This is a genomic window from Streptomyces sp. NPDC004667, assembly GCF_040609475.1.
In the GTDB taxonomy this organism is placed as follows: domain Bacteria; phylum Actinomycetota; class Actinomycetes; order Streptomycetales; family Streptomycetaceae; genus Streptomyces.
In genome coordinates this window covers 1-7,561 of record NZ_JBEXKC010000164.1, presented here as the reverse complement: position 1 = coordinate 7,561, position 7,561 = coordinate 1, and the positions used below count along the sequence as shown (strand labels likewise).

6 protein-coding genes and 5 pseudogenes are annotated in these 7,561 nt (G+C 69.0%); 8 read left to right on the top strand and 3 right to left on the bottom strand.

Annotated elements, in window-relative coordinates; genetic code table 11:
- Window positions 1–95 (bottom strand): annotated as a pseudogene (locus tag ABZW32_RS38195) (DUF5947 family protein); the annotation flags it as partial.
- On the opposite strand from ABZW32_RS38195, the pseudogene ABZW32_RS38190 reads away from it, so the two are divergent.
- From ABZW32_RS38190 to ABZW32_RS38165, 6 genes and pseudogenes are all read left to right on the top strand, one after another.
- Window positions 95–544: pseudogene (locus ABZW32_RS38190) on the top strand (DUF1266 domain-containing protein); the annotation flags it as partial. The pseudogenes ABZW32_RS38195 and ABZW32_RS38190 sit on opposite strands and share 1 nt — an antisense overlap.
- Before the next feature lie 95 nt (window positions 545–639).
- Window positions 640–966: a hypothetical protein gene (locus tag ABZW32_RS38185; RefSeq protein WP_356225291.1), complete on the top strand. Its 327-nt coding sequence runs from the start codon at window positions 640–642 to the stop codon at window positions 964–966.
- Window positions 967–1,096: 130 nt separating this feature from the next.
- Window positions 1,097–1,480 (top strand): annotated as a pseudogene (locus ABZW32_RS38180) (HNH endonuclease); the annotation flags it as partial.
- 220 nt (window positions 1,481–1,700) lie between these two features.
- Window positions 1,701–2,777 (top strand): site-specific integrase, encoded by a 1,077-nt coding sequence (locus ABZW32_RS38175; protein WP_356225289.1) that lies wholly within the window; start codon window positions 1,701–1,703, stop codon window positions 2,775–2,777.
- A complete protein-coding gene (locus tag ABZW32_RS38170; RefSeq protein WP_356225287.1) occupies window positions 2,771–3,106 on the top strand; it encodes a helix-turn-helix transcriptional regulator in 336 nt (111 codons plus the stop codon). The genes ABZW32_RS38175 and ABZW32_RS38170 overlap by 7 nt, the downstream gene beginning before the upstream one ends.
- Before the next feature lie 756 nt (window positions 3,107–3,862).
- Window positions 3,863–4,351, top strand: a pseudogene (locus tag ABZW32_RS38165) (IS630 family transposase); the annotation flags it as partial.
- Between the two features lie 107 nt (window positions 4,352–4,458).
- Here ABZW32_RS38165 and ABZW32_RS38160 read toward each other — a convergent pair.
- Both ABZW32_RS38160 and ABZW32_RS38155 read right to left on the bottom strand, forming a co-directional pair.
- Complete coding sequence (locus tag ABZW32_RS38160; RefSeq protein ID WP_356225285.1) at window positions 4,459–4,701, bottom strand: hypothetical protein; 243 nt, start codon at window positions 4,699–4,701, stop codon at window positions 4,459–4,461.
- Between the two features lie 27 nt (window positions 4,702–4,728).
- On the bottom strand, window positions 4,729–5,382 hold the full coding sequence (locus ABZW32_RS38155; protein WP_356225283.1) for a trypsin-like peptidase domain-containing protein: 654 nt from the start codon (window positions 5,380–5,382) through the stop codon (window positions 4,729–4,731).
- A 638-nt stretch (window positions 5,383–6,020) separates the two neighbouring features.
- Between ABZW32_RS38155 and ABZW32_RS38150 the strand changes: the two are divergent.
- Both ABZW32_RS38150 and ABZW32_RS38145 read left to right on the top strand, forming a co-directional pair.
- Window positions 6,021–6,308 (top strand): annotated as a pseudogene (locus ABZW32_RS38150) (HNH endonuclease); the annotation flags it as partial.
- Window positions 6,309–6,773: 465 nt separating this feature from the next.
- Window positions 6,774–7,561: YncE family protein (locus ABZW32_RS38145; protein WP_356225281.1), on the top strand; the 788-nt coding region annotated here is incomplete at its 3' end.

Sequence of the window (7,561 nt, the reverse complement as noted above, 5' to 3'; positions counted from 1 at the left end):
AGCACGTCCTGCCAGGTCTGCGGGTCGAGCTCGCTCTCGGTGGCCCCCGCCGGGCTCGGGTAGAGGGCGACCAGCCGGTCGAGAGCGGCGTTGCGCCGAACCCCGCCTGACTGCGGACGGCGTCACCCAGGCTCGCACCGTCACCGCCGCGGAGCTGGAGGGTCAAGTTACCGGCGTGCAGCGGCTGATCGGCCGCATCGCCCGCTACGAGGCGCGGTTCCGCGCCGACGGCCTGCTGCCCGAAGGGGGCTTCGTCCGGGGTGTCGAGGCCTGGGACTACGGCCGGGCCTCCGGCATGGCCCGCTGGGGACTCGCCGCCCGCCTGTGCTCCCTGCAGGAGGCGGAAGCGGCCGTGGTTCGGGCCGGCCGTCTCGTCCAGCTCAACTACCGCTCGTGGGAGAGCTTCTCGGCCGCCTACGTCCTGGGCCGCTGCCTTCACTTCGACGAGGAGGAATTCGGCGAGTGGTACGAGACGGTCCTCGCGACCCACCGCGCCCTGACCACAGACCCGGCCAGCCCGTGGCGCACGCTCCCCTGGACCTGAGGGCCCCGCTTCAGCACCCCGGTTCGGCGCCAGCGCGTACCTCGCACACCTCCGGGGACGATGGGGATATTTGGATTTGGCTGTGACCGCGCTCCGTGAAGAACACGCTGGATGAGGTACCGATTCTGCTGTTGGATGACCCGATGGAACTCATTGAGGCTGAGCTGTTCACGGATGCAGGCAACGACGCCGTCGTCCGTCTGCCCCCACGCCGCTTCCCGGGGGTGCTGATCCAGGGTGACTCGCTGTCGATCATCCGCGGCGACGTTGCCGAAATCGTGGAGGCCTGTGCCCAGGGTGAAGTCGATGACGCCCACGAGGCTGCCACCATCCTCCTGGCTAACCTCGACGAACTGCTGGCCCGCTACGAGAGTGCGTTGGAGGCTCACGGCATTGAGCGACCCTACGCTCCGCGCGCGTAGGGGCTGGCATGCTGGATCGTTTCGCCGCGGCACAACTTCTGTATGGGACGTGCCGCCCGGCCTGCCCGGCGAGCAAGAGCCTGGCCCTGCACCTGTACGCCGCCGCCCTCCTGGCCGACAGATGATGATCATGATGCGGGCTGTGAACGCGGCCGCCGTGGCTTTCGCCCTTTCTCTGCCCGCCACCACCGCATACGCGGCTGAGCAGCCGGCTGTCGTGCCGCAGGTGCTGCCGATGGGGGTCGCGGTCGGTGCGCTTCCCCTCGCTGTCGAGGACCGGACGGGCTATCAGCGTACGAGTTTCAGGCACTGGAACGCGGGTGCGAATCCGACAGACGGCTGTAACACGCGTGCTGAGGTGCTGATCGCTGAGGCGGTGGTGGCGCCGGAGGTCGGTGCGGGGTGCACGCTGACCGGCGGCATCTGGTGGTCGTACTACGACGAGCGGGAGGTGACCCCGGCCGGGGCGCTGGACATCGACCACATGGTCCCGCTCGCGGAGGCCTGGGACTCTAAGTAGGCGGAGTTGGGCTCGATGCATCATTTCGCTCCCGCGCACTGACGGCTTGGGGTAGGTCGGGAATGGGGTTGTCACTCGTAGAGGTGACGATAGGTGCGTTCTGACCTGCGGTGGGGTGTTCAACGCCACGATGTTGCATCTGATGCAACCATCGGAGGCGGCATTGAGCAGGGCGAGTTTGCCTGGGGCGATCCGGCTTGTGCGGGCGGCGAATGTGGCCGCGTTGGATCCGCAGGCGGCGATGTTCACCGCGATGCTGACCGGGTGGGAACAGCAGCAACGCAGCCGGCTGCTGACGAGGAAGACGATCACCGACCGGCTCAGTCTGGTGCGGCGGTGCGCCGAGTTCACCGGTACCTACCCCTGGGACTGGACCCCCGAGGACGTCGAGGCATACTTCTCCGCCCGGCTCTCGCGCGGCGAGCTGGTGTGGTCGACGGTGCGGGGGCAGCAGGGCGACATCGAGATGTTCTGCGCGTTCATCACCGACTCGCGGTACGGCTGGGCGGCGGCCTGCTCGGAGGAGTTCGGCCGGTTCCCGGTTCAGGTGTGTCACGACTGGAACACCGCGGCTCACGTCGTCGAGTACGAGGGTCGACCCGGCTGGCGGGCGCTGACGTTCGACGAGCTCCAGATGTTCTTCGACGCTGCCGACGATCGGGTCGAGGAGACCCGCCGGAAGCAGCGCAAGGGGGTGCTCGCGGCGTGGCGGGACGCGGTCCTCCTCAAGCAGGTCTACGCCTATGGGACGCGGCGCCGGGAGACGGTGATGCTGGATCTGGCTGACCTTCGGCGCAATCCGCGGGCGCCGCAGTACGGGCGGGTGGGGGCGATGGAGGTGCGGTTCGGGAAGGCGTCGCGGGGGAGCCCACCGAAGCGGCGGACGGTGCTGACGGTCCCGGAGGTCGAGTGGATCGTCCCCCTCATCGAGGAGTGGGCGGCGGAGGTGAGGCCCGGCTTCTCTCCGGGGCGGCATCCCGCGTTGTGGGTGACGGAGCGGTGCGGCCGGATCGGGGTGCGGCGCCTGGACGAGGTGTTTGCCACGGTGCGCGAGCGCGCCGGGCTGCCGGGCGAGCTGGACCTGCACTGCCTGCGGCACACCTACATCACGCACCTCGTCGAGTTCGGGTACCCGGAACGGTTCGTGCAACAGCAGGTCGGACACGCCTACAGCTCGACGACGGCCTTGTACACGTGGGTGTCTGACGAGTACCGCAACCGGTTGATCGAGAGCGCGCTGCGGCGACGGCTGGAGCCCGGCACGAAGCAGGAGGTGGTGCTGTCGTGGTGAAGCGCATGGGGATCGTGTGGAACCTGCGCCGGCTGATGGCCGAGCGAGACATGTTCCAGACCACCGATCTGATCCCGGCCCTGGCCGAACACGGTGTCCATCTCTCCCGCGAACAGGTCTACCGCCTCGTCGCCCAGGTCCCACAGAGGCTGTCGATGGACGTACTGGCCGCGCTCTGCTCGATCCTCCACGTCACCCCGGCCGACCTGATCACCGTCACCGAGACCCACGTCCAGGTTGCCAAGCCGACCGCGACCGGCGAGACCGCCACTACCGCGAAGGCCCCGCCAGCACGCCGCGTACGCCTGACCCGACCGGGAGAGCGATGACCGTTTCCGTCCCGGACGCCTGGCAGGAACTCGCCCGCCTGATGACCGCGTACCTCACCGACTTGCCGGGTCCGGACGCGGCGCGGGTCGTCGCTGGGCTGACCCCGGCCGCCCGCGGCCGTATCCGAGCCCACCTCACCGCCAACCCCGATGCCCTGGTCAGCGGCGCATCCGCCGCACCCCGTTCCGTCCAGGCTCTGATCACGAGCCTGGCCGACCACGGGGACACGGGAGTGAAGGCCCCGGCCTGCCTACGCTGCGGACGCGTCCGGCGGCTACGCCGGGCCGTACCGGGCGGCCGGGTCTGTCGCGGTTGCGAAGGGATCCTCGCCAGCCGCGGCAACATCGGTGCCTGCACGGTCTGCGGGACCATCGGGCCGCGACCGAGCCGGGACACTTGCGCGGCCTGCCGCCGCCGGTAGATCGCGGCGACCCGCACCTGCTCGGCCTGCGGCAAGCCGGCCGAACTGGACCCCTGCGGGACATGTCGTCCCAGGCCGGTCGTGCCGTGCGCGCTCTGCCACACCACCGCCCCCGTGCCCGCACGATGGCCGCTCGGCCCGGTCTGCACCCCCTGCTACCGGACCGCCCGCACCCACCCCATGTCATGCCCGATGTGCGAGCGGACCCGGGTACTGATCGGCCCCGTCGACCGGCACCGGGTCTCTGGGCCCTGCGCTGGCGTCCCCGACCCCTACGCCTGCGAACGTTGCGCCGGACCGCGCTCCTACAAGGTCGGCCGACTCTGCGACTGCCTGGGGTGAGAAGGGCCGCACTCCGATCGTGCGGCGCACGGGCAACCGGTTCTCGGTGAACGCGATGTCCGCGATCAGCACCAAGGGCCGCATGCACTTCATGGTCTTCACCGAGACCTTCGACGCAGGCGTGATGTGCCGCTTCCTCGACCGGCTCGTCGGACACTTCAGCCCCAAGATCCACCTTGTGGTCGACGGACACTCCGCGCACCGCTCGAAGACCGTCCGGACCTGGCTCGCCGCGCACGCCGAGGAGATCGAGCTGCACTTCTTGCCGCCGTACTCGCCCGAGCTGAACCCCGACGAGCTGGTCAACGCCGACCTCAAACACAGCCTGCCCAAAGGCCACCGGGCCCGGAACCAGGCCGAACTCGCCGCCGAGACACGCCGCTTCTTCCACAGACGCCAACGCCAGCCCCACATCATCCGCGGCTACTTCCACGGCCCCCACGTCCGCTACACCCTCAACGAGAACCCTTTGAGTTTCTAATCAATAGGACAAAGCAGCCCGCCCCCGGCGACAGGAGATGGTTCCGGACCCGATGGGTCCGGGACCATCTCGTGTCCGCGTTCTGCCGCGCCGTATCCGAGGCGGGGTCAGTGGCCGCAGGTCGGCTTCGGTTTGGACGGCATGGGGGCGGGCTTGGCGCTGTGCATGCGTTCGTCGGTCCAGTACGAGGCGACGGCCGACGGGTCGTCGGTGACGGGCCGGCTCGTTGCCTGGTCGGCCGCCGCGGGGGGTGAGGAGGGAGGGCAGTCGCCCGCCGTGCTGGTAGCCCGCCCGCAGCCGACGGTCAGCAGGAGGATGGTCAGGAACAGGACGGTCCGCTTGGTCGGCATGCGGTTAACTCCCGGCATCCGAGGGGGTCAGGAATAGACGTCATCCTGTACAAGATTGTAGAGGTTGCTCACAGCCGAGGTGAAGGGCGAGCTGTAGAGAGTGCTGCCGGAGGTCGACTCGTTGATGCCCACGGCGTAGCCGAGCCCGGTGGCGTTGTCGTAGTTCTGGAGCCAGGGACCGCCGCTGCTGCCGCCGTTCAGTGGGCAGGGCATGCCGAGCGTGTTGTCGCTGGTGTCCAGGGTGGCACTGCCCAGGCAGTAGTACTGCCACTGGCCGTCGTACGGAGCCTCCGCGGGGTAGCCCAGGGCGGTCACTCCCAGGACGGCCTGGGGGATGGAGCCCCATGTGCGCAGGCCCTCACCGCCTACCGTGTGGCCCAGGGTGTCGGCGTTATTCCACACGTTCACGAAGGCGACGTCGTACTCGCGGTAGTGATTCTGCGTCCAGCCGTTGAAGGTGGTCATGTTGGCCGCGTACCACGTGCCGTAGGGGCGTGCGCCGTGGTCGTAGTAGGGAACGAAGATCCAGTTGGTCATCCAGGCGCCGTCGTAGACGCAGTGCCCGGCGGTGAGGACCACGTTCTGGGCGGCACTGTTCACCGAGGAGCCCGAACAGACGTAGTCGTTGCCGTTTGCGGGATTATGATAGAAGACCTTGCCCACCAAGTTCGACGCGTTCACGGTGGCCGCGAGCGTAGGGCCGGTCGCCGTGTCGCCGGCCTGGGTCGCTGGCACGGGCTGCTGCACGGCCTTGGGCGCGGCCGGGGTGACCGATAACGGGGTCCGACGGGGGGCCGCTGACGGCTGGTCCTTGGCGGGCGCGGATATGTGCCGGGCGTTATCAGCCGGGATCGCGGCCTCCATGCGGGCGGGGGTCCACACATCCGCGGAAAGCGTTTTAGGGGCCGCACTGGCGTTGGACACCGGGTTCCACGGGGCGGCGGGTGCGGCTTCCGCTGTCGAGATACCGGCGAAGGCGAGGAGTGCGGAGCCGAGGACTGCTGCCGCCCTGGATCTGAACCTTGACATGGGCATTAACTCCACAGCTTTTAGGGGCAGTTGAGATCGCAACGCTGTCACGATTGAAAAGAATGCGGTCAGGCTTGACTGGAAGACTGCGCATGTTTGGCCGGAATGACCGAGCAGCCCGGAACCGGCCCCGGCCCCGGCCCGGCCAGGCAGTGCGACATGAGGTTCCCCCGCTATTGCGGACGATTCTCCGCGCCCTGCTCGACCCTGCAGCACATCAGTAGCGACGCTAGCTCGGAACCCACCGAGCGGGCAGGAATACCGCACGGTTCGAATGACGCTCCCCGCCAGCTGGGGCGTCGGGGTGGTCGGCGGCGCGGCGGGAGGCGTACGCCAACGACCTCGGGCAGGCCTCCTCCCTGGTGGCGGTGACGGCCCGCTCGAACCGGAGCAAGGCGGACCAGGATCCGGCCGAGTGGCTGCCGCCGTCGGCGGACGCGCTGTGCCGGTACGGGGCGGAGTGGACTGCGACGAAGCTGCGCTGGGGCCTGGCGGTCGATGAGCTGGAGCGGGACCGGCTGCTCGACATCGCCGCCGGGTGCGGCGGCACCGACGTGGAGTTCACCCCCGCCCCGTAGCGAGACGCGAAGCAGAGATCATGGTCCTCCACCCTCACCGGGCGGCGGACCGCACCGCTGCGCTTCACGGCCCTACGGGACCCCACGGGTAAGAGGGGGGTCTGCGACGGGGGCGTCAGACTAGGTCGGCCGGGCTGCGGCTCACAGCTTCCCAGGCCAGAGGTCGGATGAGTGGGACTGGTAGTTGTTTCCGGCGCTACAAGCCGCGACGTTCCGGAGTGATCCCCCCCCGCCGAGTGATTGTTGGCGGAAGGTGCCCCACCCGGCCCGTGGTGCTGACCGTGCCTGGGTCCAGTCCGGTTCAGTCGCGGCACTGGAACGGGTGCCGTCTCGGTGGGGCGCACGAACGTCCAGGCGAACCGACCGCCCTGGCCCGTGGTCGGGCGGTCGCGTGTCCCCACCATGTCGAATGTGGCGAACTGTCATAATCCGTCCCGCTCTGTCGGTCCAGTCGGGAGGATTGCTGTGACTATCTGTCAAGCCATGATGGGGGTGGGCGCGCAGGAGGCCCTCCCGTCGGCGCCGCCTGGTCTTCGAGTGCGCCGCTCCTGGTGGGGTGGGCTGCTGCGGGCGCTGGTGGCAGGTCTCGTCCTCGTGGCCGGCGTGGCCCTGCCCATGGTGGCCCCGCAGCCCGCGCAGGCCGTGCCGCCCGGCACCTACGCCTACGTCGCCAACTTCCAGGATGACACGGTGTCGGTGATCGACACGGCGACGAACACGGTGGTGGTCACGGTTCCCGTCGGCGATGCGCCGTGGGGAGTGGCGGTGTCGCCGAACGGTACCCGCGCCTACGTCACCAACCGCGCCGATGGCACGGTGTCCGTGATCAACACCGCGACCGACACGGTCGTCACCACGGTCCCCGTCGGCCTTGAGCCCCTGGGGGTGGCGGTGTCGCCGGACGGCACCCGCGCCTACGTCACCAACTACGGCGCCGACACCGTGTCCGTGATCAACACGAACACCAACACGGTCGTCGTCACCGTTCCCGTCGGCGACGCTCCCATCGGGGTGGCGGTGTCACCGAACGGCATCCGCGCCTACGTGACCAATTCCGGCGCCGACACGGTGTCCGTGATCAATACGGCGACGAACACGGTCCTCGCCACCATCCCCGTCGGCGCCTTCCCGTTCGGGGTGGCGGTGTCGCCGGACAGCATCCGCGCCTACGTGACCAATTCCGGCGCCGACACGGTGTCCGTGATCAATACGGCGACGAACACGGTCCTCGCCACCGTCCCCGTTGGCGATGC